Annotated in this window: 18 protein-coding genes; 9 read left to right on the top strand and 9 right to left on the bottom strand. The window is 69.6% G+C overall.

What is annotated here, in order from left to right; genetic code table 11:
- Window positions 1-9: 9 nt before the first annotated feature.
- Window positions 10-294 (bottom strand): DUF6881 domain-containing protein, encoded by a 285-nt coding sequence (locus ACLQ2W_RS17630; protein WP_425787369.1) that lies wholly within the window; start codon window positions 292-294, stop codon window positions 10-12.
- A 95-nt stretch (window positions 295-389) separates the two neighbouring features.
- On the opposite strand from ACLQ2W_RS17630, the gene ACLQ2W_RS17625 reads away from it, so the two are divergent.
- Window positions 390-800, top strand: a complete 411-nt coding sequence (locus ACLQ2W_RS17625; protein ID WP_425787368.1) for an SMI1/KNR4 family protein — start codon at window positions 390-392, stop codon at window positions 798-800.
- 99 nt (window positions 801-899) lie between these two features.
- Here the strand turns inward: ACLQ2W_RS17625 and ACLQ2W_RS17620 are convergent, their stop codons facing one another.
- The 3 genes from ACLQ2W_RS17620 to ACLQ2W_RS17610 all read right to left on the bottom strand — a co-directional run bounded on the left by ACLQ2W_RS17620 (window position 900) and on the right by ACLQ2W_RS17610 (window position 2,793).
- The gene (locus tag ACLQ2W_RS17620) at window positions 900-1,211 is read right to left on the bottom strand and encodes a hypothetical protein (protein WP_425787367.1); all 312 of its coding nucleotides are present in this window, start codon (window positions 1,209-1,211) and stop codon (window positions 900-902) included.
- Between the two features lie 433 nt (window positions 1,212-1,644).
- Window positions 1,645-2,208, bottom strand: coding sequence for a hypothetical protein (locus tag ACLQ2W_RS17615; RefSeq protein WP_425787366.1), 564 nt, complete (start codon window positions 2,206-2,208; stop codon window positions 1,645-1,647).
- Window positions 2,209-2,490: 282 nt separating this feature from the next.
- Complete coding sequence (locus tag ACLQ2W_RS17610; protein WP_425787365.1) at window positions 2,491-2,793, bottom strand: hypothetical protein; 303 nt, start codon at window positions 2,791-2,793, stop codon at window positions 2,491-2,493.
- A gap of 167 nt (window positions 2,794-2,960) precedes the next feature.
- On the opposite strand from ACLQ2W_RS17610, the gene ACLQ2W_RS17605 reads away from it, so the two are divergent.
- Window positions 2,961-5,855 (top strand): AfsR/SARP family transcriptional regulator, encoded by a 2,895-nt coding sequence (locus ACLQ2W_RS17605; RefSeq protein ID WP_425787364.1) that lies wholly within the window; start codon window positions 2,961-2,963, stop codon window positions 5,853-5,855.
- A 188-nt stretch (window positions 5,856-6,043) separates the two neighbouring features.
- Here ACLQ2W_RS17605 and ACLQ2W_RS17600 read toward each other — a convergent pair whose 3' ends face one another.
- The 3 genes from ACLQ2W_RS17600 to ACLQ2W_RS17590 form a co-directional block, all read right to left on the bottom strand.
- On the bottom strand, window positions 6,044-7,438 hold the full coding sequence (locus ACLQ2W_RS17600; RefSeq protein ID WP_425787363.1) for an RICIN domain-containing protein: 1,395 nt from the start codon (window positions 7,436-7,438) through the stop codon (window positions 6,044-6,046).
- A gap of 101 nt (window positions 7,439-7,539) precedes the next feature.
- The gene (locus ACLQ2W_RS17595; RefSeq protein WP_425787362.1) at window positions 7,540-9,351 is read right to left on the bottom strand and encodes an alpha-L-fucosidase; all 1,812 of its coding nucleotides are present in this window, start codon (window positions 9,349-9,351) and stop codon (window positions 7,540-7,542) included.
- A 105-nt stretch (window positions 9,352-9,456) separates the two neighbouring features.
- On the bottom strand, window positions 9,457-12,015 hold the full coding sequence (locus ACLQ2W_RS17590) for an RICIN domain-containing protein (protein ID WP_425787361.1): 2,559 nt from the start codon (window positions 12,013-12,015) through the stop codon (window positions 9,457-9,459).
- A gap of 224 nt (window positions 12,016-12,239) precedes the next feature.
- Between ACLQ2W_RS17590 and ACLQ2W_RS17585 the strand changes: the two genes are divergently transcribed.
- The 7 genes from ACLQ2W_RS17585 (at window position 12,240) to ACLQ2W_RS17555 (ending at window position 22,591) form a co-directional block, all read left to right on the top strand.
- Window positions 12,240-13,469 (top strand): ROK family transcriptional regulator, encoded by a 1,230-nt coding sequence (locus ACLQ2W_RS17585; RefSeq protein ID WP_425787360.1) that lies wholly within the window; start codon window positions 12,240-12,242, stop codon window positions 13,467-13,469.
- Between the two features lie 29 nt (window positions 13,470-13,498).
- Complete coding sequence (locus ACLQ2W_RS17580; protein ID WP_425787359.1) at window positions 13,499-14,794, top strand: ABC transporter substrate-binding protein; 1,296 nt, start codon at window positions 13,499-13,501, stop codon at window positions 14,792-14,794.
- Window positions 14,795-14,857: 63 nt separating this feature from the next.
- Window positions 14,858-15,793: a carbohydrate ABC transporter permease gene (locus ACLQ2W_RS17575; protein WP_425787358.1), complete on the top strand. Its 936-nt coding sequence runs from the start codon at window positions 14,858-14,860 to the stop codon at window positions 15,791-15,793.
- Window positions 15,790-16,647 carry a carbohydrate ABC transporter permease gene (locus tag ACLQ2W_RS17570; RefSeq protein ID WP_425787357.1) on the top strand — a complete coding sequence of 286 codons (858 nt, stop codon included), beginning with the start codon at window positions 15,790-15,792 and terminating at the stop codon, window positions 16,645-16,647. The genes ACLQ2W_RS17575 and ACLQ2W_RS17570 overlap by 4 nt, the downstream gene beginning before the upstream one ends.
- A complete protein-coding gene (locus ACLQ2W_RS17565; RefSeq protein WP_425787356.1) occupies window positions 16,644-19,286 on the top strand; it encodes a beta-galactosidase in 2,643 nt (880 codons plus the stop codon). Before ACLQ2W_RS17570 ends, ACLQ2W_RS17565 begins: the two co-directional genes overlap by 4 nt.
- Window positions 19,283-21,049 carry a glycoside hydrolase family 35 protein gene (locus ACLQ2W_RS17560; protein WP_425787355.1) on the top strand — a complete coding sequence of 589 codons (1,767 nt, stop codon included), beginning with the start codon at window positions 19,283-19,285 and terminating at the stop codon, window positions 21,047-21,049. Before ACLQ2W_RS17565 ends, ACLQ2W_RS17560 begins: the two co-directional genes overlap by 4 nt.
- Before the next feature lie 36 nt (window positions 21,050-21,085).
- A complete protein-coding gene (locus ACLQ2W_RS17555; protein ID WP_425787354.1) occupies window positions 21,086-22,591 on the top strand; it encodes an alkaline phosphatase family protein in 1,506 nt (501 codons plus the stop codon).
- Window positions 22,592-22,788: 197 nt separating this feature from the next.
- Here ACLQ2W_RS17555 and ACLQ2W_RS17550 read toward each other — a convergent pair whose 3' ends face one another.
- The gene (locus ACLQ2W_RS17550) at window positions 22,789-23,184 is read right to left on the bottom strand and encodes a hypothetical protein (RefSeq protein ID WP_425787353.1); all 396 of its coding nucleotides are present in this window, start codon (window positions 23,182-23,184) and stop codon (window positions 22,789-22,791) included.
- A 31-nt stretch (window positions 23,185-23,215) separates the two neighbouring features.
- Window positions 23,216-25,225 (bottom strand): hypothetical protein, encoded by a 2,010-nt coding sequence (locus ACLQ2W_RS17545; protein WP_425787352.1) that lies wholly within the window; start codon window positions 25,223-25,225, stop codon window positions 23,216-23,218.
- Window positions 25,226-25,420 lie beyond the last annotated feature (195 nt).

Raw genomic sequence — 25,420 nt, 5'->3', positions numbered from 1 at the left:
GAGGCTCGGCTACGTGTAAGCGGAGTCCCAGACGCGCTCGAACGCGTCGCGTGTGACGACGAACGGGCTCCAGTCTTCTTCAGGATCATCCAGGCTCGCCTGCCCGAGGCCGCCGTACCGATCTGTCTCATGTCCGGGCCCGTACCGGAGGACCGGGCCGTGGTCGTACACCTCGACCTGCCGGACCGGCCAACCGTCGTCATTCACCTCGAAGTACCAGACTGAGTGTCCCCAAGCGTCGAAATCGTCGCCGCGCGATTCGCCCCAGCGACGACGATAGAAGCGGCCGTCCATGGCTGTAAGCGTAGATCCGCTCATGCGCGGATCTGCCGCTGGTGGTCTGCGTCGAAGTCTTGTGGGGGACCGCTCGGAGCACCGACGATAGTTACATGATCATCGACGGCTTGCCGGTCCCGTCTGCGCTCCTCCGGGTGCTGCAGCAGGGTCGGTGGGTAGCTCCAGACCGCTCGTCGCCGACGTACCGGGAAGTCTTCGGTGATGACGCCGTAGCCCCGCAGTTCCCTGCCATGAGCCGGATGACGGCCAACAGGCGCTGGCTCGATGACATCCCTGAGGACTATCGCGGGTTCTACCTCGGTCAACCGGACCGGCAGAGCCCGCCCGGCGACGTGGATCCCGACCGGTCTCTCCTGATCGGTGATCTCGGACCTGACCAGCCGTTTGCGTTGGACTACAGACCTTCGTCGGCCGCACCGTCGGTGATCTACCTCAGCACAGCGGCGGACTGGATCGAGGTTGCGCCCAACATCGAGATGCTGATCGAACGCCTCGGGATCTGACTGTGCCGAGGGATCCCTTCGTTCTTCTGCCGCCGACCGGGCGCAACGTTCGGTCGCGCCTACCGTATACGTGATGGCGTGCAGCTGGCCGGGCATTCATTAGGTGCCGAACCCGCCGCACAGGTAGTACAGGCTCGTGGCCAGTCCCAGTATCCAGCCAGCCACGAGGCCAGACGATGACCCACGGCCGAGCCGTCCGGACAGCGCGAAGCAGCTGCCCAGCAACACCAGCTGCGCAATGCCGTACGTGAGTACGCCGAAGAAGAGCGCCGCGAACCTCCCACCGGCATCCACGTCCGCATTCGGGCCACCACCAGCGGCGGTGGCCAGGGCAATCGTGAACCCAACAGCAAGGCCGTGCCCAGCGAGGGCAACGACCGCTCCGGCAACCATCGGCCTGGTGATCGTCACCGCCGGAGCGTGACATACGTCGAAGGAACTGGGCTACCTCAGCTCGAACGATTTACGAACCGCCTGGCACAGCCGCCAGACGGAGCCGCACTGATCTGCCGCCGTCCGAGGGCCTGGCCACATATCAATGGCTCCGGGGCGCCATGGCGCGGGTGGCCGGCTTCAATCGTGGCCGACGTCGGGTTCGCCGAGATTGTTCGGCAACTGACCGAGGCAGCCCGGGCAGACGCGAAGCCAGTCCGGACGAGGTCACGCAGCACCCGCTCCGACACCAGCGGCCCGCCAGATCGGTCAGTGCTCGCCGTCTCCCACCTCCCGCCAGGCAACCAGACGCTCGGCCATGTGCCCGGCGCCGGCGCCCTCGGGCGACATGCCGAAGCGACCGCGGATTCGATCGTATGCTGATACCACGGCCGCTCCTGGTCGTCGGCGGTCAGAGTGGGACATAGCCGTTTGCAGACTGGACCAACAAACGGAATCCCATCGGCACCCGCTGGTGACGACGTAGGCCGAGTACTTCGTAGTCGACCGAGAGGTCATCGAAGAAGAGCGCTGATCCCGGGGCCATCTCCACGTCCGGGATCGTGATCGTGACGAAGACTGGCAGCTCCGTGCCTGCGGCGATCCTGATCGAGCGGAACGGTGCTGCCGCAGCCGGGTCGAAGACGACGGCGGTGGCCTCGTCGGCAGGGTTTACCGCCAGGCGCGCAATCTTGAACACATGCCGATCACCCGGACCGCCCTCGCCCGCGACGCCGGTGATCGTCACCGGCCACGGCCCGGGATTGCGGATGGACGCGCCGAACGTGACCTGGCCTCCGGGATTGAAGGCGAACCGCACCTCCGTCGTCGGCCCCTCCGTGCGGGACTCCGCATCAGCTCCATGCCACCAGGAGCTGCCATGATCGAGGCGATGGCCGGTGGTGGCTGACAGATACGCGGCGCACAACGCGACGGCCAGCGCCGCGGCGACGAGGAGCCGTCGACGACGTGTCACAGGGGCCTCCGCCTGGGACCGAGCACCGACGTTGACGTCATGACAGCGCACGCTACAACGCGCATACGGGCAGCGCTGCCCGCCCCCGCGGGGGTTCTGCTGGTGCCTCGGTCGTCGTATCCGTTGTGTGCCCGCTGGCACCGGAGCCAACCCCGCGCCAGGCGGCGGCATGACCGTCAGGTTCATCGACGTCGGAGGGGATCAGAACCGCTACCAGCCCCGGTGCTGAGGCCCCGCACGGGCGACCGGTGCCGGCCGTCAGCCGGCACCGGTCGTCGCGCATCAGCAGAACCAGCCGTTGTACGTCCACCCGTAGAGGCCGCGCTCCATGAAGACCCCCCACGCGTGGTTGCCGCTGTCCGCGAAGTGGTCGATGTTCAGGTGCGTGCCGCGGCCCATCGAGTAGTCGCCACCGGAAGTGTGCAGGGTCAGGCTGTTGGCGCACACCGTGTGGACGCCGGTGAGGTTCGCCCAAGCAGCCGCGGCGGGCTGCACATCGACGACCATGACCGTCGCCAGTGCGGCGGCCAGCGACGCGGCCGCGACACCCCCGCGACGCGCCAGTTTCGCTCGTAGGTGAGTCACATTGCCTCCAGGTAGTTGACCGGTTGCGTTTTCGCTGATCAGCGTTTCAGCAACGCCTGAACGCTCACCTGAACATCTGACTGAACACCGGTGGATGACTATCGTAGTTGAGGCATCGCCCACAGTGATCGAGTGACTGGTGGCAAGACGGACGCGGAAAGGGAGCCGTGGAGATCAGAATCCTGGGCCCGTTCGAGGTGCGCGTGGCCGGATCCCTCGTGTCGGTGCCACGACGGCAGGCGCGGTTGCTCGCGGCCCTGCTGGCCATCCACGCCAACGAGGTGGTGTCGGTCGGTCGGATCACTGACGTGCTCTGGGAGGGGGAACCGCCGGTCACCTTCGAGAACCAGATCCAGGTGCACATTCGTACGCTGCGGAGACTGGCCCTCGACGGAGCGGCCAGTGACGCGCTGGAGACGCGCGCCAACCTCGGCTACCGGCTACGCACGCCACCGGTGGCGGTCGACCTCGTGTCCTGGCAGCGACAGGTCGAAGCGGCTGACCGGACGGCCGCCGCAGGCCGCCTGACCGAGGCCGCTGCGGCCTATCGGCGCGCGTTGGAGTGCTGGCGGGGGCCCGCGCTCGACGGCCTGCGGGGACTGTTCGCCGCCGAGCAGGCCGCAGTGCTGGAGGAGAGCCGAATGGCTGTCCTGCTGCGCCGGCTGGACCTCGAACTGCGCCTCGGCCGGTACGCGGATCTGGTCGCGGAACTGACCGCGCTGGTGCAGGCCCACCCGCTGCACGAAGGACTGCGGTGCCGCGTGATGGCCGCGCTCTACGGCGCCGGTCGTACAGCCGAGGCGCTGGCGGCATACCGCGCCGGGTCACGGCTACTCGCCGACGATCACGGCGTGGATCCCGGCGAATCGCTCGACCGTACCCACGCGGAGATCCTGGCCGGTGTCCCGGTCACGCAGGTCGTCGCTGGCCTCGTCGGGATCACCGCCCCGCCCGCCGGGCCGGCGTCGACGCCAGCCATCACGGTGCCCCGGCAACTACCGGCCGGCGCTTCGGCGTTCACCGGACGTTCCGTCGAGCTCGAACTGCTCGAGAAGTTCGCGCGCGACGAGCGCGTCGACGACGTCGCCCCGGCCGCCGTCGTGGCCATCGTCGGCATGGCGGGTGTCGGCAAGACGGCGCTGGCGGTCCGGTTCGGCCAGCGGGTCGCCGACCGCTTCCCGGACGGACAGCTCTTCCTGGACCTGCGGGGCCACGATCCGGGTACCGCCATGCCGGTGGCCGAGGCACTGGCCCGCTGCCTGCGCGCGCTCGGGGTGCAACCGGCGGCGATCCCGGCCGACCCGGACGAGGCAGCCGCGACGTACCGGTCCTTGATCGCCGGACGCCGCGTGCTCGTGGTCCTGGACAATGCGGTCGATGCCGACCAGGTCCGCCCCCTGCTGCCCTGTACCGCCACCTGCCTCGCGGTGGTGACCAGCCGCCACCGTCTGTCCTCGCTCGTCGCCCGCGACGGGGCACGGAGAGTCGCGGTCGGACCGCTCGCCGCCGGCGAGGCACTGTCACTGCTGCGCCACATCGGCGGCGATCCCCGGACACTGGCTGAGCCGCAGGCCGCGGCCAAGCTCGTCGAGCTGACCGCCGGTCTACCGCTGGCGCTGCGGATCGTGGCGGAGAAGGTGGCCGCCCTGCCCGGGGCAGGCCTGGCCGACCTCGTTGACTCACTGGCCGACCCGCACCGCCGGCTGGACGCACTGGCCACGGTCGACGGGGATCCGACCACGGCGGTGCGGACCGCCTTCTCGTGGTCATACCGGTCTCTGCCCGCCGACGCGGCGATCACGTACCGGACGCTCGGCCTGCTCGCAGGGCCCGACTTCGGGCTTCCCACGGCTGCGGAGTTGGTCGGCAGGTCTGTGTCCGACACCCGCCGGCAACTGGAGTTGCTGGCTGCCGCGCACCTTGTCGTCCAGGAGACTCCCGGTGAGCGGTACCGGCTGCACGACCTGCTGCGCTGCTACGCCGCCGACCTCGCCCGGATCGGCGAGCCCGCCGAGTACCGCGCTGCCGCAGTTCGCCGGGTCCTGCGCTGGTACTGCCACACGACCGCGGCCGCCGACCGCGTCCTGCTGCCCCGCAAGCTGCACCCGCCACCGAACCTGGCGGACGGCCGGGGAGACCCGGGTGACGGCCTGCACTGGTCCATCCTGGACGGGGCGGACCAGGACCGGGCGATGCGCTGGTGTGAGACCGAGCACGCCAACCTCGTCGCGGCCGTGCACCAAGCCCACGACCTCGGCGAGGACGACACCGCCTGGCGACTGGCCGCATCGCTGTGGGGCTACTTCTACCTTCGTAAGCCGTGGACAGACTGGATCACCACCTATCGAGTGGCGCTCGGTTCGGCTCGGCGGTCCGCCGACGGGTACGGCCAGGCCTGGCTGCTCAATGGCCTCGGGGTGGCCCACTGGGATCTGCACCGCTTTACCGAGGCGGTCGAGTTCCATCGTGAGGCACTCATGCACTGGCGGGCGATCGGCAATCGCTGGGGCGAGGCCACGACGCTGAACAACCTCGGCGCTGCCCAAGCCGGGCTGCGGCGCTTCGCTGAGGCCGGAGACACGTTCCAGCAGGCGTTGGCCGTACGAAGGGCCCTCGACGATCGACACGGTATCGCGCAAACCCTGTCCAATCTCGGTCATTTCGACATTGAACTGGGCCGGTTCCGCGACGCCATCCGCTGCTGCGAGGAGGCAGTAACGATCTTCGGCGAGGTAGATCGGCCGTTCGGTAAGGCCGCCGCCCTGCATAACCTCGCTGCCGCCTCGCAGGGCCTCGGCCGCCTCGACGACAGCGTCCGGGCCTGCCGCGAGGCCCTCCGGCTACGACGGCACCTGGGCGACCGACAGGGTGTGGGCGACACGCTGTTCTTGCTTGGCAAGTCCCTGGCCGGTGCCGGCCAGTACGCCGAGGCGGACGAGTGCTGGCAGGATGCGCTCTCCGTACTCGAGAAGCTGGAGGATCCCCGTACGGCCGAGGTCCGTGCCCACATCTCGCATTACGGACGCCCTACAGCTGTGGGCCCGCAGCGCAGGCGATGTTGACCGGGCACGGCAGCCGGCCGGCCGCAGTTGATCGTCGAGAGGGCCAACACCCGCCCCGAAACGCTGGGGCGCCCTGCGCTGCCTGCTCCAGAAGCGGCCCTGACCAACGTCTCCGCTGGTCAGGGCCGCGATCTCAGGTCGAGGCGGGGCCTGTCCGTCGACCGCCACGACGGGACGCGGTGAAGGTGTTACCTCCTGGTCCACTTCTGGTTCGGTTGGCCGTTGCAGGTCCACACGATCAGCGCGGTGCCGTTGCCGGTTCCCCCGCCGGACGCGTCGAGGCACAGCCCGGACCGGGCGGAGACGATCGTGCCGTCCTGCTTGAGGGTCCAGCGCTGGTTGGTCTGGCCGTTGCAGCCCCAGATGCCGACCGTGGAGCCGGGCGTGGTGCCCTGGTTGAGGACGTCGAGACAGACGGACCTGCCGAACGCGCGCAGCTCACCGGCAGAGGTCGGCAGCCACTGCTGGTTCTCGCCGCCGTTGCAGTCCCAGAGTTCGGCCTGCGCACCCCAGGTCGACGTGTTGTCGGTGACGTCCAGGCACCGGCCGGACTGGCTGCCGACGAGCGAGAAGCTGACCGGCGCCCAGTCGCCGGTGGCCGTGTCGATGCTCCAACTCTCGTAGAACGACGGCATGGCGGCGCTGCCGGCGGTGAAGGTGATCGGCAACCAGATCGGCAGGGAACTGTTCAGGTCACCGGCGTTCCACCGGTCGCCGAGGTAGACGTAGCTGGTTCGGGTGCTGCCGGCGACCGGCAGGATGAACGACGTCTGCGAGTTGAACGTCTTGCTCCCGGCGGGCGCGAAGGTGGCGTAGCTGCTCCACGGCCCGCTGAGCGAGGTGGCCGAGGCGTAGCTGTTGTCGTTGCTGGACCAGCCGGTCAGGTGTGAGCCGAAGATGAAGTACCGTCCGGCGACCTTGACCATGGCCGGGGATTCGAGCGTCGGCAGCAGCGCTGTCGCGGCGACGGCCTTGGTGTAGTCGGTCGACAGGCGGTCGATGCGTAGCCCGTTGGCGCGGTCCTCGGTGAGCAGGTAGGCGGTGCCGTCGTCGTCCTTGAACAGTCCCAGGTCCCGGCTCTGGTAGCCGAGTGGGCGGGATGACCCGAGGTAGGTGTAGGGGCCGCACGGGGTGTCGCTGACGGCCACCCCGGCGCGGGCGTCGCCGTAGCTGCTGTTGTCGATGTGCATCCACATGACGTACTTGCCGGTGCCGCTGTTGTAGATCACCTTGGGTCGCTCGACGATCCGCCCGGCGGCCAGATCGCCGGTGCCGTTGTCCGCCTGACCTCTGACCAGGGCGTTTGACCTGCGGGTCCAGGTGACCAGGTCGGTCGAGGAGTAGCAGGCGACGGCCGTGAACGTGGAGCCGGCCGTCTTGTCCTCGCCGACCAGGTAGTACAGCGACCCGACCTTGAAGATGCCGGCGCCGTGCGCCTGGAGGCGGGCGCCGCTGGTGTCGTACCAGATCGCCCCGGGGGTGAGGGTGGCGGGCGCGGCGAGTGCCGGGCTCGCGGTGAGCACGGTGACGAGCGAGACGAGTACGGCGGTGACCGCCGCTGCCCATCGTCGTGTTCCTGCCATGGACGGTTTCCCTTCGAACGGTGGTGGTGGGTGGTGGTCGGTGGCGCTGGTTCATCTCCCGTCGGACACGGTGGGTGAAGGATCGGACGGTGGGTACGGCCTCAGCCGACCCGGACGAGCTGCCAGTGCTGTTGCGGGCCGCCGTTGTCGGTCCACTGGACGGCCCAGCTGCCGTCACGGTCGGTGTTGCCGTTGTCGAGGGCCTTGCCGCTGCGCTGGCAGACGAGCTTGTGGTAGCCGCCGCCGACGCCGGTGATGCTCCAGTGCTGCGGCCGGCCGCCGTTGTCGGACCACTGCACGACGGTGCCGCCCTCGCCGTCGGTGTTGCCGTTGTCGAGCACCTTGCCGCTGTGCTGGCAGGTGAGCTTGTGGTAGCCGCCGCCGACGTCGGTGATGGTCCACCGTTGTGGTGCTCCACCGTTGTCGGCCCACTGCATCACCGGTGCGCCCTCGCCGGCGGTGTTGCCGTTGTCGAGGACCTTGCCGCTGCGCTGGCAGATCAGCTTGTAGGGGGCGCCGGAGACGATGGCCGGGGTGGCGGCGGGCGCCGGTGCCCCGTCGACCTCGACCACCACGACACCGGCGTGGGCGTTGGGGGCGGTGGCGGGAACGGTGACGGTCAGGTAGTTGCCGCTGACGGTGTAGCCCAGCGGGGTGGTCGGGGCGTTGAGCAGGTAGACGCGGCGGATGGTGTTCTGCAGCCGGGGAATGTTCAGTCTGCCGTCGGTGGGCCAGGTGAACACGTGGGCGTAGAGCCTGCCGGGCTTGGCGGTGAACCGGCCCCACCATGGTTCGAAGGTGAACGGGTTGCCGGTGGTGGCGTAGATGCTGTCGCCGTGGGCGCCCATCCAGGTGCCGACGGCGGTCAGGATCGCGGTGGAGCCGGTGGTGACCGTGCCGTCGCCGCGGGGGCCGATGTTGAGCAGGTAGTTGCCGTCGCGGCTGACGACGGTGACGAGTTCCTGGATGATCGTGGTGGGGGAGCGGTAGGAGTTCTCGCGGCTCTCGGTGTAGCCCCAGGCGCCGTTCATGGTGCAGTTGGTCTCCCACGGGCGGGCCAGCGGCCGGGCTGGGACCTGCTCCTCCGGGCATGCGAAGTCGCCGAGGCCGAGGTCGCGCTTGACCCGCTCGTTGACGATCAGGTTGGGCTTTCGGGCCAGCAACCAGTTGTAGAGGTCACGGCCGTCGGCTTCGGTCCACCAGTCGTCGGCCGTGGGGGAGGCGGGGTTGTTGCACCAGTCCCCGTCGAACCACATGATCGCCGGGTCGTAGCGGTCGAGCAGTTCCTGGAGGTGGGCCTTCATGTCGGCGAGGTACGCGGTTCGCGCCTCGGGTGAGGCCATGGTGGAGAAGACGGTGTCGGTGCGGCGGATCGTCTGCGAGGGATGGTTCCAGTCCAGGATCGAGTAGTAGAGCCCGAATCGGATGCCCTGCCGATCGCACTCGGCCTTGAGCGCGGCCAGCAGGTCGGGCTGGTATCCGGCGTAGTCGCGCAGGTCGTAGTCGGTGCTGCCGGTGACGTCGGTGAAGCCGGCGACGGTGGAGTTCCACATCGCGAAGCCCTCGTGGTGTTTGGCGGTGATGACCAGGTACTTCATCCCGGCGGACTTGGCCAGGCCGACGATGGTGGCGGCGTTGAACGCCGACGGGGTGAATCTCGCCGACACCTGGGTCTGGTAGTCGGCCTTGCTCCAGTACTCGTTGTTGAAGACCCACTCTCCCCGGCCGAGGTAGGAGTAGCTGCCGAAGTGGATGAACATGCCGAAGCGGGCGGCGTACCACCAGGCCATCCGGGACGGCACGGAGTATGCCGAGGCCGGCTGCGGGCCACCTAGTGCCGGTGCGGTGGTGGCAGCCGCGACGGTCAGCGCGGTGCCTCTGAGCAGTTGCCGACGGTTCAGGTGCGGGTTCATGGTGACTCCTCCTGGGCGGGCTGCCCGGGGCTGGGTGCGGTGCCGGGAGGTCGGGGCCGTCGCGGCGGCGGGGTCACCGCCGCGACGGCCCCGTGCTCAGGTGGGTTACGACCGGGCCAGCTTCCACAGCTGGTTGGGGTAGCCGTTGCAGGTGTACTGGACGATGTCGCCGCCGGGACCGGTGGCGGCACCGGCCACGTCCAGGCACATGCCGGTGGCGTGACTCGGGGTCACCCGGTAGTAGCCGTCCCGCGCGTACGTCAGGTTCCAGACCTGGTTGGCGGCGCTGCCGCAGGTCCACTGCAGCACGTTCGCGCCGGCGGAGGTGGCGCCACCGGCCACGTCCAGACACATGGTGCTCGCGTGCGAGGGCCGCAGCCGGTAGCCGCCGGTGGTCTTCTCCAGCGACCACCGCTGCTCGCTGCCGCCGGTGCAGGTCCACTGCACGACGTCGGTGCCGGCGGCCGTGCCGCTGCCGCTGACCCCGGCGCACTGCTGGCTGTGCATCGCCACGAGCTGCGTGCTGGACACGTCCCGGCGCCAGCAGCGTTCCGCGCCCGGCGTGGTGTGCCCGAACACCGTGCCGGTGCAGGCGACACCGCCGGTGTGCACGCCGCGCACGTAGTCGCCGTCCGCGCCGTAGCGGACCTCGGACGTGCCGGTGAACGCGCAGGTCTGACCGTCGGCGGCGCAGTCGGTCCAGGCGGAGTCCTCCACCACGAGCCGGTCGACGTTGCCCCACACCCCGCCGCCGGACGTGCCCGGCTGGCCGAGGACCCGGACCCGCACGGTGTGCCGTCCCGCGGCGAGGGCGGGACTGCTCCACACCTGCACGCCGTCGAGCCGCACGGTGTTGTACAGGTTGAGCGTGGTCTCCGCGCCGCCGTCCACCGAGACACCGACCCGGCCGCTGGACGGGGCGAGCGTGCCGAACAGCGACGCCTTCGTGCCCTGGAACGTGTACGTCGCGGTGGCGCCGGCACTCTGCGACGAGTGCTCGTCCTGGTCCCACAGCCCGTACGCGCCGACCGCGCCGCCGCTGTAGCCGGCGTCCTGCCACGAGCCGGAGTAGGCGGCGGCCGAGTCGTTGACGATCTCCGCTGTGCTGCCGGCGGCGTTGTAGCCGACGTTGCTCAGCACGTACGACACCACGGAGTTGGCGGGTACGGAGGCGGCCAGCGTGCCGGAGTTGACGGTGACCGGGGCGAGCTGGGCGAGGTTCTCGGTGGCGGAGGTGCGCCACACCTGTGCGGTGGCGCCGCTGGTGGCGAACCGGTTGAGCTGGAAGTTCACCGGCAGCGTCTCGGCGGTGTCGTTGTAGGTGACCAGCACCAGCTTGCGGCTCGCCGGGTCGTACGCGGCCACGGACTTGCCGTTGCCGGCGTCGATGATCTGGTAGCCGGGCTTGATGAACTTGCTGTACTGGCCGAGGGTGTAGAACTGCTTCTGGATGGCGTAGCTCTGCGCGGACCCGTCCAGCGGCGCCTGGATCAGACCCCAGTAGCCGGGGCCGCTGCCCCGGGAGCTGTCCTCGACGGCCTGCCAGTAGAGCCAGCCGTTGGCGCCGACGTACGACAGGTCGTTGGTGACCCGGGTGGCCAGTTCCAGCCCGGCGTCGAGTTCTGAGGTGATGTCGTAGCCGCCCCAGCCGGCGGGGCCCCACTCGGACTGCCAGAAGCGCAGGTCGCGGGCGCGGACCCGGTCGCGGATCGGGGCGGCGTCGGAGCCGGCGTACCCGTGGGCGTTGATCTGGCCGAGTTCGGCGCGGGCGGCGTCGGACAGCGCGTCGTACTCCGACACCATGCCGGCGTAGTTGTTGCTGTCGGTGGCGGCGATGTCGGTGTTCATGCCGCGGGTGCGCAGCGCCGACCGGAGGTTGGTGATGATCGAGCTTTGCTCGGCGGCGGTCAGATAGGTGCCTTCCTGGTTGTTGCCCCAGCACCACCAACCGTTTGACGGTTCGTTGAACGGCTCGATGGTCCGAAAATTGATCTTGGGGCTGCCGGAGCCGTTGACGCCGACGGTCGCGAAGCGGTCCGCCACGGTGGCCAGGTAGGCGGCGAAGTCGTCCTGGTACTCCGGTCGCAGGTTGCTGTGCGAGCAGCCCTCGGGGGAGTTGTACGAGTACCGGCCGGCCGGGTGTCCGCTGTAGGTCATCCACCAGGGCGCGGAGTTGGCGAACAGTTCGAAGGTGCCGACGCCGCGCTGTGCGGCCTGCGCCAGCACCCACCGCTGGTTGGCGTCGACGTTCCAGTTGTAGCTGCCGTCGGCCTGCACAAGGCTGTCGATCCAGGCGCCGTTGCGTGTGGGCAGGTGGGGGTCGACCACCGGGTAGCTCGCCCCTGGCTCGCTCGCGCCGGCGTTGTAGCGGGCGATGCTGAGGTCGATGCCCTGCACGGTCTGCCCGTCCCTGGTGAACGAGTCGGTGAACAGGTAGTCCATCAGCTGGGAGCGGGCGGGCTCGCTCCACCCGCCGACGACGTCGCTCCACCAGGCCAGCGAGGTGCCGAAGCCCTGGAATTCGTCCTGCAGGACCAGGTTGGGGTTGACCGGGGAGGTGATCGCCGTCGACGCCATCGCGGGGGACGGGGTGAGGGCGACGGCGCCCGTGGTGACGGTCAGGAGCAGGGCGCCGAGTAGTGATGGGGTCGTGGTGCGTCTCATCCATGCCTCCGTCAGGAGTTCTGCGTCCGATCCACGGATGCCCGAGGGCTACGGAGCCGGTGGTCGGGGGATCGGACGACCGCCCGGGTGGGTGGTGGGCGCTGCGGTGCGCGCCGGGGCGGTACGAAGCAGGGTGCATTATTACGACTCAAATAACTAGTCTTGACAGTAGTATTTCCGGTACTCAGAATAAGCAGCCGAACATCGATCAACCGGGAGCCACCGTGCGCACTGCCGCAGACATCCGTCGACGCAACTCGTTCGCCGTCGTCCGGTCGATCCACGCCCACGGCGACGCCAGTCGTCGCGAACTGGCCGAACTGACCGGCCTGAGCTTCGCCACCGTGGCCACCATCTGCTCCGCCCTGCTGGAGCACGGGGTCATCGCCGAGGTGGCCCGGGAGCGGGCCCCGGCGGGCCGCCCGACGGCGAAGCTGTCCCTCAACGGTGAACACGGGCTCCTGCTGGGCATCGACATCGCCGAGACCTACGTGCACGCCGAGGCGTTCGACGCCGCCCTCGAACCGATCTCGTCGACCGAGTGCGACATCGACGTGCACGAGCGCAGCCCCGACCACGTCGTGGAGCGGGTCAAGCAGGTGATCGCCGCCGAGCGCGCCCGGCACGAGGGGCGCCCGCTGCTCGGGGTCGGCGTCTCCGCACCCGGTCAGGTCGACCCGGTCGGCGGCACCTCGGTGTTCGCCCCGAACTGGGACTGGCACGACGTGCCGCTCCGCGCCCTGTTGGCCGACTCCGTCGATGCGCCCCTGTTCCTCGACAACCCCCTGAAGTCCCTGGCCATCGCCGAGATGTGGTCCCACCCGGAACGCCGGGAACAGGACTTCGTCGTGCTCAACCTGGGCACCGGGGTCGGCGCGGGCATCGCGCTCGGTGGCCGGGTGCTGCGCGGGCGCATGAACAGCGCCGGAGAGTGGGGGCACACGGTCGTCGTCGCCGATGGCCGGGCCTGCCGGTGCGGCTCACGCGGCTGCGTCGAAGCGTACGTCGGAGCCCCGGGCATCCTGCAGTCCCTGCGGGAGACGTCCCCGGACAGCCCGCTGCTGCACGGCGACGACCAGACCGCCACGGTCACCGCGATCGCCGAGGCCGCCGACCAGGGTGACCCGACGGCGCTCGAGGTCGTCGAGCGCACCAGCCGCTACCTCGGCGTCGGTGCCGCCTCGATCGTCAACCTGCTCAACCCGGACATCGTGCTGCTCGGCGGCTGGGTGGCCGGCCTGCTCGGCAAGCAACTGCTCGAACGGGCCCGCGTTCACCTGCGGGCCCACGCCCTCGCCGTTCCGATGACGGGACTCGCCCTCGACCTGCAACACCCGCGCGGCAACTCGGTCAGCCTCGGCGCCGCCGCGTTCGCTCTGGAGGGCTACCTCGAATCGATGCCCGACGGCGCGACGGACACCCCGACCTCCTCCCGCCGGCAACCGGCCGGCTGAGCCACCTCCCACCACAAAGGAATCCGCCGATGTTCGCACCACCGACTGCCCTCCGCCGGGTCGTCGCGGCGTTGCTGGCCGCCAGCCTGGCCGCCGCCGGCCTCACCGCCTGCGGCTCAGACGAGCCCGCCGCCAGCGGCACCACCCTGACCCTGACCATCCGCGGCAACGAGAATGACAAGGCCGTCTTCGAACAGCGTCTGGCCCAGGCGAAGAAGGCGCTACCCGGAATCGACGTCAAGCTCGTGCAGATCGACAACGACAACTACGACACCAAGGTGCAGACGATGTTCGCCGGCGCCCAGGCGCCAGACGTGTTGATGATCGACGAGGCGGTCAACGTCTACTCCAGCAAGGGCCAACTGGAGGATCTGAAGCCCCGGCTGGCCAGCGCGGGTGTCGACCCGGTCGGCCGCTTCGGGCAGGGCGCCCTGGACACCTACTCCACCGACGGCAAGCTGTGGGCGGCGCCCGACCGTGGTGGCGCGATGGTCGTCTACTACAACAAGGACATCTTCGACGCCCAGGGCGTCGCCTACCCCGACAGCACCTGGGACTGGACGCGGTTCCGCGAGGCCGCGGCGAAGCTCACCGTCCGCGACGGTGGCAAGGTGAAGTCCTGGGGGTACGCGGCCGGCGACTGGTGGCCCTGGACGATGACCTGGATGTACCAGAACGGCGGAAGCGTGCTCGACGCCTCCGGCGTCCCGGTGGTGAACTCGTCGGCGAACGTCGAGGCGCTGCAGTTCTACAACGACGTGGTGCTCAAGGACCACTCCGCGCCGTCGCCGGTCGACTACGCCAACGCCGGTCTGGACAACGGCAAGCCCGACGCGCTGTTCGAGCAGGGCAAGCTGGCCATGGTGACGACCGGGTTCTGGAACATCGCGTCGCTCAAGGAATCCAGGGTCAAGTGGGACATCGCCCCCCTGTGGCATGGCCGGAAGAGCGCGGTGCCCGCCTTCGGCAGCGGCCTGGCGGTGTCGAGCCGCAGCAGGCACAAGGACGAGGCGGCGCGCCTGGTGGCCTACCTGACCTCCGCCGAGGGGCAGTTGCCCATCGTCACCAGCGGTCTCGACGTGCCGGCGAATCTGGAGGCGGTCGCCTCTGAGGCGTTCAAGAAGCCGACCTGGAACACCCGGGGCGTGAACCTGGCGGCGTTCGCCGAGTCCGCTCCGGTGATCTACAGCCCGCCGTTGGTGCCCGAATGGAAGGAGATGCAGAAGGCGTTCACCGACGGCATGACGCCGGTCTGGAAGGGCGAGGACTCGGTGCAGGCCGGCCTGGACCGCGTCCAGAAGTCCCTGGAACGCATCATCCGCTGACATCGCCATCGATCGGGGGTCGGGCAGCGTCCCTGCCCGCCCCCGGACCGAGAAGGGACCATCATGGCGATCGTCGCCGCACCCCCCTCGCGCCGGCCCGTACGACTGCGGCGACGTCGCGAGAAGTGGATCTTCTACGCCTTCGTGTCACCATGGCTTCTCGGGTTCGTGGTGTTCACCGCCGTACCGATGCTCGCGTCGCTGTGGCTGTCCTTCACCGACTGGGACTCGTTCTCCACTCCGACGTTCGTCGGACTGGCCAACTACACCCAACTGTTCACCGAAGATCCGCTGTTCTGGCCGGCGCTGCGGCACACCCTCTACTTTGCCGTGGCGTCCGTGCCGCTGTCGCTGCTCATCGCGCTTGCCCTGGCGAATCTGCTGAGCCGGCCGATGCCCGGAGCGCGCTTCTTCCGCACCGTCGTCTACCTTCCGGCCCTGGTGCCGCTGGTGGCCTCGGCGATGATCTTCCGCTGGCTGCTGGCGCCGGAGACCGGACCGGTCAACGGCTTCCTCTCCTGGTTCGGTATCGACGGGCCGGCGTGGTTGCTCGACGAGGACTGGGTCATCCCCGCGATCGTGCTGCTGTCGCTGTGGCAGGTCGGTGCCGGCACCATCCTGCTGATCGCCGCCCTGCAGAGCGTGCCGCCGGAACTGTACGAGGCCGCCCGCCTCGACGGGGCCGGCGGCACCCAACGGTTCTGGCGCATCTCGGTGCCGCTGGTCACGCCGGTCCTGTTCTTCAACCTGATCACCGGCATGATCGCCGCGTTCCAGGTCTTCTCGCAGGTGTACGTGCTCACCGACGGCAAGTCCGGGCCGTCGAACGCCAGCCTCATGCTCGTGCCCTACGTCTACGACAACGCCTTCCGCTTCTACCACATGGGCTACGCGTCCGCGCTGGCGTGGGTGCTGTTCCTCATCATCATGATCTTCAGTGCCGGAATCCTCCGCTCGTCCCGGGCCTGGGTCTTCTACGAGTCGGAGGTTCGCTCGTGAGCGTACGAGCAGTTCGGGCGAGCCGCGCCGCGACCCGGTATGCCATCCTCACCGTCGTCTCGGCGTTCCTGCTGGCGCCGCTGGTCTTCATGGTGTCGATCGCGTTGTCCAGCGATCAGACCACCCGCGAGATGTCCTTCCGGTTCCTGCCCACCGAGTTCGAGTTCGGCAACTTCGTCCGGGCCTTCACCGCCGACATCCCCATCGGACGGTTCCTGCTCAACAGCACCGTGATCGTCGTCGTGTCCTGCGTCGGCATGACCCTCTCCAGCGCGCTGGTCGCCTACGGCTTCGCCCGGCTGCGGGCGCCCGGAAAGAACGTCCTCTTCGGCGTGCTGCTGTCGACGATGATGATCCCGGCCGAGGTGCTGCTGATTCCCCAGTTCATTCTGTTCCGCCACCTCGGCTGGATCGACACCCTGCTGCCGATCATCGTGCCCAACTTCTTCGCCAACGCGTACAACGTCTTCCTCATCCGGCAGTTCATCACCCGTATCCCCGCCGAACTCGACGAGGCGGCCATGCTCGACGGCCTGGGCCACTTCGGGCTGTTCCGCCGGATCATCATGCCGCTGATGAAGCCCGTCCTCGTCGCCGTCGCGATCTTCACGTTCACCTTCAACTGGGGCTATTTCTTCGGCCCGCTCATCTACCTGAACAGCGAGGAGAAGATGCCGCTCGCCCTGGGCATCCAGGTGCTCTCGGCCACCAGCTCCGGCGCCCAGACCCCGCCCTGGAACATGGTCATGGTAGGCGCGCTGATCCTGATCCTGCCGATGGTGGCCGTCTACTACTTCGGCCAGAAATACCTCTACGAGGCCGGTGTCGTCAGTGGAAGCGCGGGTCTGAAATGAGAAGCATCGAACTTGCCGGCACCGAACTGCGGGTCGACGGCGTGCCCCGGGTGCTGCTGTGCGCCTCGCTGTTTCCCTTCCGGGTGCCCCGGGAGCAGTGGCGCGACCGGCTGGCCGCCGTCGCCCGGCTCGGTTACCACGCGGTCGACGTGTACGTACCCTGGAACCTGCACGAACCCGAACCGGGGGAGTGGGACTTCACCGGGCAGCGCGACATCGCGCACTTCCTCGACCTGGCCCGCGATGCCGGGCTGCTGGTGCTGGCCCGCCCCGGCCCCTACATCTGCTCGGAATGGGACGGTGGTGGCCTGCCCGCCTGGCTGACGCTGACCGATGGGCTACGCGTGCGGCAACACGAGCCGCGCTACCTCGCCGAGGTGGACCGCTGGTACGGGCAGATCATGCCGATCCTCGCGCGGCACCAGTACCCCGACGGCGGCGCCGTGCTGCTCGTGCAGGTCGAGAACGAGCTGGACTTCTTCGACTGCGACGACCCGGCCGAATACCTTGACGCGCTCGTGCGCTCCGCCCGCCGGCACGGCGTCACCGTCCCGCTCGTCGCCTGCGCCGGCCAGGGCGACATCGAGCGTGCCGCCGGCGGCGCAACCCATGCCGTCCCGGCGGTGAACCTGTACCCCGACGACGAGGCGACCGACATCGAGGCCCACGCCGCCTACTTCGAGGCCGCGCTGCGCAAGCAGGACCTGCCGCTGCTGGTCACCGAGACCAACCGGCTGCACCGCACGCTCAAACGCCTGCTGACCAGCGGTGCGCGTCTGCTCGGCCCGTACCTTCAGGCCTCGGGCTGGAACGGCGAGTACGGCACCTCAGTCAACAACTGGGGCGACCTGCTCGCCTTCATGACCCACGACTACGACTTCGGTGGCGTTCTCGACCCCACCGGGGCCGAGCGGGCCGACGCGGCGGAGGCCCGCCGTCTCGCCGCGCTCATCGACGCGCTCGGCCCACGCCTCGCCGCCGCCGTGCCCGCGGGAGTCGCCGACGACGTGCACGGCGACCTCACCGTCGCGCCGTACGCCCTCGACCTGCACGGCGGCGGCCAACTGCTGTCCCTGACCAACCTCACCGACGCCGACACCACCGGCACGGTCGGCGCGACGGCCGTGACCGTGCCCGCGGCCACCTGCCTGCTCCTGGTACGCGACCTGCCGCTGCCCGGTGTCGCCGGCCGGCTGGTCGAGGCGAGCGCCGAGCTGACCGGCCTGGTCGAGCGGCCGGGACAGGTCACCGCCAGGTTCGCCGGCCGTCCCGACGCGCAACTGCTGCTGCGCGTCACCGGCGACTGGTCGGCGACCCCGGAGGGCGACGTACGGGTCGAGCCGGCCACCGGCCGCCCCGACCTGCTCCGGGTGACCGGGTCGGAGGGGTCGGTGGTGGTGGGCACCGCTGCCGGCGTCGTCACGCTTGTGGTCGAGCCGGCCGAGCCGCCGCCCCCGCCTCCACCGGCCACCAGCCGGGAGGTCACCACCGCCCGGTCGTCGACCACCGACAGCGCCCCCGCCACCTGGCGGACCGTCGCGCGGGACAGCGAGGCGGTGCCCCTGGAACGGCTCGGCGTCCACCGTGGCGCCGGCAGCTACCGCACCGTCACGGACCTCCGTGGCGTCACCGGACTCGTGCTGCGGGGCGCCGCCGACGTCATCGACGTCCAGGTCGCCGGCACCTCCGGTGGCTGGGTCGCCAACGGCGGCACCGACCTGTGGATCCCCTTCACCGACATCGTCACCGACCCGGACACCGAGCTACGGGTGACGACCCGGGTCTGGGGCCACTCGAACTTTGACGACGGCCGCCTGCCGTCGCTGCGCCTCGGCGCGCTGCGCGGTGTCGCCGGCGTGCTCGCCGTCACCGACGTCGCCGACCTGTCCTCCGGATGGTTCCTGGACGCCGGTGTGCCGCCGGCGGTCGGGACCACCCCACCACCGCGCGGTGACATCGGAGGTTGGATGTCCGGCCGGTTCCCGCAGACCCTGCGCCACCGGCGCACCCTGTATCGTCCCGGTCCGGCCGCGCTGCGGGCCACCGGGTGCCAGGCCCGGCTGGACGTCGCGGTCAACGGCATGCCACGCGGCGCGATCACCCCGCTCGCACCGGTGCTGTACCTCGGTGACCTGCACGACGGCGACGAGCTGACCATCGAGGCCCGCCGCATGTGGGGCGAGCCCGTCGGCCGACTCGGCCTGCTGCGGGGACACCTCATCGACCGCTGGGAGATCGCCCGGCAGGCCACCGCCGAACTCCTCGCCGGCCGCCGGGACGCCCGGCTCGGCGACGCTGAACTGCCGCTCACCGTCCCCGCCGGACAGGCCCGGTGGCTGCACCTGGGCACGGCGGACCTGGTGGTCGCCGACGAGGCGAACGTCATCGTCCGGTTCGCCGGTGAGGCGCTGTTGGCCACCGCGCTCGCCGGTGGCCACCACCTCGGCCGCGTCTGGATCGGCGCGCCGCCGCCCGGTGCCACCCTCCGGGGTGGGCGGGGCGATCTGCTCATCGTCCCCACCGCCTGGCTGCGCGACGGACTCGACCTGCTCCTCGAGGCCACCGGCACCGAGCCCGGACGACTGCACCGCATCACCGCCGGCGGGGCGGTCGACGCCCGGGAAGGCGACCGCGGGTGACGACCTTCGACATCGGTGCGACGGACTTTCTCCTCGACGGCAGGCCCTTCCGCGTCCTCAGCGGGGCCCTGCACTACTTCCGTGTCCATCCCGAGCTGTGGCGCGACCGGATCCGCAAGGCACGCCAGATGGGACTCAACACCATCGAGACGTACGTCTGCTGGCAGGCCCACAGCCCACAGCGTGGCGTCTTCCGCACCGACGGCGGTCTCGACCTGGGTCGGTTCCTCGATCTCGTCGCCGAGGAGGGCATGTACGCCTTCGTCCGCCCCGGCCCCTACATCTGTGCGGAGTGGGACAACGGAGGACTGCCCGCCTGGCTGTTCCGCGACGCGACGACCGGCATCCGGCGCACCGAGCCCCGGTACCTCGACGCCGTCACCGAGTACTACGAGGCACTCGCCCCGATCCTGGTCCCACGGCAGATCGACGCCGGCGGACCGCTCATCCTCGTGCAGGTCGAGAACGAGTACGGCGCATACGGCGACGATCGCGCCTACCTGCGGACGCTCACCGAGCTGACCCGCCGTGCCGGTGTCACGGTGCCGCTGACCACCGTCGACCAGCCGGTCGATCACATGCTGCGCGACGGCGGACTGCCCGAGCTGCACCGGACCGCCTCGTTCGGCTCGCGCCCCGGGGAGCGGCTGGCCACGCTCCGGGCACACCAGCCCACCGGGCCGCTGATGTGCGCGGAGTTCTGGGACGGCTGGTTCGACCACTGGGGCGGCCACCACCACACCACCGACGTCGACCAGGCCGCCGCCGACCTCGACGCGCTGCTGTCCAGCGGCGCGTCGGTCAACATCTACATGTTCCACGGCGGCACCAACTTCGGGTTCACCAACGGCGCGAACGACAAGGGCACCTACCAGCCCGTCGTGACCAGCTACGACTACGACGCGCCGCTGGACGAGGCCGGCACCCCCACCGCCAAGTACTGGGCCTTCCGGGAGGTGATCGCGCGCCACGCCGACGTCCCGCCGGCACCGCCCGCCGCGCCCACCGCGCCCGCTCCACCGGTCGAGGCCAGGTTCACCCGTTCGCTGGCCCTGTGGGACGTGCTCGACCTGCTCGGCCAACCATCGACCTACCCGTACCTGCCCACCGCCGACGACATCGGCCAGTACACCGGATTCACCCTCTACACCCCGCACCTGCCGCCGTCCGGCCACGGGGTGCTGAGTGTCGCCGAGGTCCGCGACCGGGCGCAGGTGTTCGTCGACCGACGCAGCCGGGGCGTCCTCAGCCGTGACCACGGCGAGCGGATGATCGGCATCCGGGCCGACGACGGCGACCTCGTGGAGCTGCTCGTCGAGGACCTCGGCCGGGTCAACTACGGGCCGCGCACCGGTGAGCCCAAGGGACTGATCGGCCCCGCCGGGCTGGACGGCGCGACGATCGACACCTGGACCGTGCGCCCGCTACGGCTCGACGACATCGACACGGTGGCGCGGGCAGTGCGCGACGGCCACCCGGTCGAGTCGTCGCTGTCCGGTCCGGTGTTCTGCCGTGCCGAGTTCGCCGTCACGGACCCTGGCCGGGACCTGTTCCTCGACACCTCGTCCTGGGGCAAGGGCGTCGCCTGGATCAACGGGTTCTGCCTCGGCCGGTACTGGAGCCGCGGACCCCAGCGCACCCTCTACGTCCCCGCACCCCTGCTGCGAACGCGACACAACGAGATCGTCGTGCTGGAGCTGCACGCCGCGCGCCCGAGCGTCCGCCTCCTCGGGCGACCCGCCCTCGGGCACACCGAGCACTAGCCCCGGTCCCCGCCCCTTCACCGCCGAGGAGCTTCGATGGGTACGAGAACACGCACGACGGCCGCGCTGGTGGCGGTCGTGCTGACGACCCTCACCGTCACCGGCCCCGCCGCCCAGGGGGCCGCGCCGGTGCGCAAGGTGCTCGTCGTCGGAATGGACGGCGTCAACTGGTCGAAGGTGGGGCAGGCCGACGCCCCCACCCTGAACGGTCTGTCCGCAGCCGGCACGCTCGGCGCCAGCCTGCTCTACTGCGGATCGGTCGCCGCGTCGTTGAGCGGCCCGGGCTGGTCGACCGTGAGCACCGGCGTCTGGCCGGACCGCCACGGCGTGCGGGACAACAGCTTCTCCGGCGCCCGGTTCGGCGCCTATCCGGACTTCCTCACCCGCGTCGAGCAGGTAACTCCGGCCCGCCGCACCCTGTCGATCGTGGACTGGCCGGCATTGCACACGCAGTCGGTCTTCGGGCCCGCCATCGACACCCGGGTGACCTACGACGGCGACACCGGCGGCTATGCCGCCGAGGATGCCAAGGTGACCGCCGACGCCGTCTCCCAGCTGCGCGGCTCCGACGTCGACGCCGCGTTCGTCTACCTCGGCAATACCGACGCGGTGGCCCACGCCGGCGGCACCGGGGACGCCTACGGCGCCGCGATCGAGACCCAGGACGCGCAGCTCGCGCAACTGCTCGACGCGGTCGCCTCCCGGCCCACGTACGCGTCCGAGGAATGGCTGATCATCGTGACCACGGATCACGGCCACCAGGTGCCCTCCGGGGGCCACGGCGGCTGCGGAACCGACGACGAGCGACGTACCTGGATCCTCGCCAAGGGCACCGGCCACGCGGCCGGCGCCCGCCCGGTCGACACCAGGCTCGTCGACGTCGCCCCCACCGTCCTCACCCACCTCGGCATCGCGGTGCAGCCGTCGTGGAACCTCGACGGCCGGCCGCTCGCGGTGCGCGCCGGTGAACCGTTCGACGCCCTGACGCTGCGACCCCGGGTCGACGAGACCGGCATCCCGGACTCCGTGCGGGGCTGGACCCCCACCGGCCCGGCCGGCTGGAGCGTCGACCGCTCCGCCGTGCCGAGCGGTGGCGTCACCGAGTGGCGCGGCTGGTCCTTCACCAACGAGGAGTTCTGGACCCGCGCCCAGTCGGATCAGGAACGGGAGAACGGACTCCGCCTCCGGGGGGTCTTCGCCGTGGCCGATTCCGACGAGTTCGACGACCTGCCGGGTGGATCGACCTTCGACTCCACTCTGGTGAGCCCCACCTGTCCGGTCACCGCGGGCGGATCACTCTCGATCCGCTACGTCACCCACTACGTGCAGGAGGGCGGCCAGACCGGCGACGTGCTCGTGTCGTTCAACGGCAGGCGCGACCAGGTGGTGAAGCGGTACACCACCGATGCCCGCGCGCGCGTGGAGTCGTTGACCGTGCCCGTACCGGCGAATGCGACCTCGGTGCGGGTCAAGTTCCGCTACTACAACGCCAGCAACAACTGGTTCTGGGCCGTGGACGATCTCCGTGTGACGATGGCGTGATCCCGGGCCGTCGGCTACAGGTGGTTGCGGCGCCACCGCCCGCTTCACCCGCCGCTACCGACCGACAATCGATGGCCACGTGCGGCTGAAGTGCGGTGGCCATCGGCCGGCTGCCCACCGTTGGGCGAAGACTCCTCGCTCTCCGCGTCGGCGCACGGTCGGGGCCGGAATGACCGCTGGAGCCGCTGTTCGGCGGGCTACAAGTTGTTGATCCGGGCCAGCAGCTCTGCCTCGGTCAGGTTCTCCAGGACCGCGTCCTGCTTGCGGCCCAGGACCGCCAGCAGCTTCTCCTTCTCCAGCTTCTTGGCCGCCGCCGCCTTCGCCGCCTGGTCCTCCGCGAGGCGGACGGCGATGACGTGCTTGACGACCTCCAGCTTGGTCTCCAGGGTCGCCTTGGCCGGATTGGCCTCGGTGGCCACGAACGACTCGGTGTCGACGGCCTTGAGTTCGGCGTTGACCGCCCTGGCCACATCATCGAGGCTGAAGCCGGACTTGGCGGTCAGCGGAAGCTCCCACAGCTGCTCCGTGGTCAGCAGTCCCTTGGCCGACGGATAGCGGAACTTCTCCCGCGTGGCCTTCTCGAAAATGGTCACGGTGGCCTCTCTGAAGTATCTGTGTGGGGGTTCAGAACTGGATGCTGATGAGGCGGCGCCGGCCGCCGGTCATGGTGACCTTGGCGACCACGGAGTTGCGGACGGTGGAGCTGAAGCCGAGGCCGGAAAGCTGGTCCGGAGACGGTTCACACTTGGTGCGGTCGCCGAGCACCTCGAAAACCTTGCGATGTGGTTGCAGGTCGCCGCGGAGGAACTCGTTGTAGATCCCCCGTGTCGGCTGATCGTTCACACACCCCTTCAGCATGAAGAAGTAGTGCCGGTTGCCGACCTCGTTGTCGTCGAAGTAGTTCGGCGAGTACATGATGGTGGACACCGGTACGAACTGTTCGGTGGTGATGCCCCACAACTCCTTGCTCGCACTGCCCGGCTGCACGTCCTCACCCGGTCGGAAAGCGGTGATCACCCCGCCGGTGACCGTCATCCGGCCCACTTCGACGGTCTCCTTGTGGCCGACCGCGCGCTCGTGGCGGTAATGCTCGATCTTCCCGTTGCTCTCGGTCTCGACCACGAAGCCGACCTGGGTGCTGTCCCGCCTGCGGTACTGGTTCACCTCGATCCGGTACTCACCGTCGGGCACCCGGTCGGTCCAGGTGACGTTCTCCACCGGCTCGCGGGAGAGCGTCCCGCCGGCGTTCATGTCGACATCCAGCTTGTTGCGCTTCTCCTGGTACCAGATGTGGTCACCGTTGGGTTCGTACACGTGCAGGTCGAGGTCGTCGTGGTTGAACCAGGACAGACTCACCCGCAGCTTGCCGGTGACGTTGCCGCCGGCCCGCTTGACCCTCTCCCTGATCGAGTCGGTGACGTTGCCGCCGTACGACCAGCCGAAATCGTTGTCCCACGTGAACAACCGCGGAGCAGCCGGATGCCGGCCGACGGTGAGGCTGACGAAGTGCGGCTCGTAGGAGTTGGCGACCCACAGGTCGATGGCGGCGGCACCGGGCAGGATGTCCTTCAGGAAGGAGACCACGGGGATCGCCTCCGGCTCGGCGTCGCGAAGGAGCGCACTCGACGACCTGGAGGTGGCCGCCTGCATCAGCAGCCCTTCGATGCCGTCCTTCATCCGTGCCTGCGTGTCGTTGTTGACCCACAGCACGTTGGTGACCGACACGTCGGACAGCCGGGCGAACCGTCGCTGCAACGACTCCTCGATGCCCAACTCGGCAATGGTCTTCATGGCGGCCTTGACCATGCCCGGGGTGATCAACGCCGTGGGGCGCTGGTAATTCTGCGGCGCCACCTTCGCCTCGAACGACCGGACCGCCTGCTCCAGGTCGACGCCCGCGGAGAGATCCTGGACGAGGGTGCCGATCACCGTGTTGCGGAACCGGGCCGCCGGGTTCATGGCGTTGGCGAAGACAAAGGCACGCCGGTCGGCGGCCTGGGTCCACCGGCTCTGCAGCGAGCGGAACTCGGTCACCGCCCGGCGATGCTCCGCGCCGCGGTAGAGGGCGTTGCCGTCGACAAGGTCGACGACGGTGTCCAGAGCGTGCCGGGTCAGCTCGGTCAGGCCACGCTGGAAGACCTGCACCGCGGCGTCAAAGGTGCCCTGCGCCGCGCCGACGTCCTCGGTGCGGTGCCGCCGCTCCACCCGGCCGTGCAGGTGGTGCCACACCTCGACCTGGCCGTCGCGCAGCGTTCGGGTGGTCTTCGTTCCGTACTGCGCCTGAGCGGACCGGAAGACGGTGGACAACGGCAGCGACAGAACGAACTCGTCCAAGGCGGCGGCGACGACGGAGAAGACCGGGTCGGAGCCCGACACCCCGGACCAGACGGTACGGACCCGCCCGTCGTGGATCTCGACGACGTTGCCGAAGTGCTTGACGAAACCGCGGCAGGTCGAACAGTCGTACTCGGATCGCTCACGGAAGCGCAGATTGGTGCCGGCGGGGAAGGAATCGAGAAAGGTGAGCCAGAGCGAGTCCCGGTCGAGACCGTCACCCACGAGGTACAACTCACCCTTGGCCATGGTGGACAGACGTGAAGTCACATCCGTCGCGAAACGCTCGAAATCGCCCACCGCTTCATCCCCCTTGATCGCCGGTGATCCTACGGAGGGAACGCCAGTCGGAGAAACGCGTTTCCGGCTTTCCGCGCCGTCACAGACGAGCGCCGGCGGCCGGCGGTCAGTCGACCGGAGCGCGTACGGCGGTGAGGCCCGGGCCCGCGGTCAACAATTTCCGCCAGCTGGCCGGTGGCGCCGTTGAGAGCATCC

Source organism: Micromonospora sp. DT227 (assembly GCF_049841835.1).
Classification (GTDB): domain Bacteria; phylum Actinomycetota; class Actinomycetes; order Mycobacteriales; family Micromonosporaceae; genus Micromonospora.
The sequence above is the reverse complement of the archived record's forward strand: the minus strand, read 5'-3'. Positions and strand labels throughout refer to the sequence as shown.

Excerpts from the sequence above, each read along its gene's own strand:
- ACLQ2W_RS17630 (WP_425787369.1), bottom strand. The coding sequence starts at position 294 with ATGGACGGCCGCTTCTATCGTCGTCGCTGGGGCGAATCGCGCGGCGAC.
- ACLQ2W_RS17625 (WP_425787368.1), top strand. The coding sequence starts at position 390 with ATGATCATCGACGGCTTGCCGGTCCCGTCTGCGCTCCTCCGGGTGCTG.
- ACLQ2W_RS17600 (WP_425787363.1), bottom strand. The coding sequence starts at position 7,438 with ATGGCAGGAACACGACGATGGGCAGCGGCGGTCACCGCCGTACTCGTC.
- ACLQ2W_RS17595 (WP_425787362.1), bottom strand. The coding sequence starts at position 9,351 with ATGAACCCGCACCTGAACCGTCGGCAACTGCTCAGAGGCACCGCGCTG.
- ACLQ2W_RS17590 (WP_425787361.1), bottom strand. The coding sequence starts at position 12,015 with ATGAGACGCACCACGACCCCATCACTACTCGGCGCCCTGCTCCTGACC.
- ACLQ2W_RS17580 (WP_425787359.1), top strand. The coding sequence starts at position 13,499 with ATGTTCGCACCACCGACTGCCCTCCGCCGGGTCGTCGCGGCGTTGCTG.
- ACLQ2W_RS17575 (WP_425787358.1), top strand. The coding sequence starts at position 14,858 with ATGGCGATCGTCGCCGCACCCCCCTCGCGCCGGCCCGTACGACTGCGG.
- ACLQ2W_RS17565 (WP_425787356.1), top strand. The coding sequence starts at position 16,644 with ATGAGAAGCATCGAACTTGCCGGCACCGAACTGCGGGTCGACGGCGTG.
- ACLQ2W_RS17555 (WP_425787354.1), top strand. The coding sequence starts at position 21,086 with ATGGGTACGAGAACACGCACGACGGCCGCGCTGGTGGCGGTCGTGCTG.